This is a genomic window from Vibrio sp. 1401 (genome assembly GCF_033340295.1).
In genome coordinates, this window is the sequence record NZ_JAWOWF010000849.1 from 1 (window position 1) to 515 (window position 515).

General features: G+C 46.4%; 1 protein-coding gene. It reads left to right on the top strand.

Annotated elements, in window-relative coordinates; translation table 11 throughout:
* Positions 1-107: 107 nt before the first annotated feature.
* On the top strand, positions 108-515 hold a 408-nt coding region (locus R7Z77_RS28515; protein ID WP_318137457.1), incomplete at its 3' end, for a M14-type cytosolic carboxypeptidase.

Below are 515 nucleotides of genomic sequence, written 5' to 3' on the forward strand. Positions count from 1 at the left end.
AGACTTTAGCCACAAACGAGACAGTTTGCAGTGAAAGTCGTTGGGGCGGACTTTCGCCTTGTGTTAGCCTCTCTCTTTCAGCTCAGATTCAAGAGGTTAGTAACAGAATGAAAATATTCAGCAACTTCGACAGCGGTAGCATCCATGTCGTTAAAGCGGATGATAAAAATGACATCCAACTGAAAATCCCTAACGACAACATGTCGGAATTCTACCAATGGTTCCACTTCCGCTTAGAAACTGAAGCAGAGCAGTCACACACCATCAAACTGCTCGATCTAGCGAAGTCAGCATACCCTGAAGGTTGGCAAGGTTACGACGTTGTTGCGTCTTATGACCGTGAAGAATGGTTCCGTATTCCCGCTGAATTTGATGGTGACACATTAACGTTTACTGTGATCCCAGAGCGCAGCTCTATCTATTTCGCATACTTTGCACCGTACACTTATGATCGCCATCTCGATCTACTGCACATGGCGCAAAGCGCGCACCACTGCAAGCTAGATACACTGGGT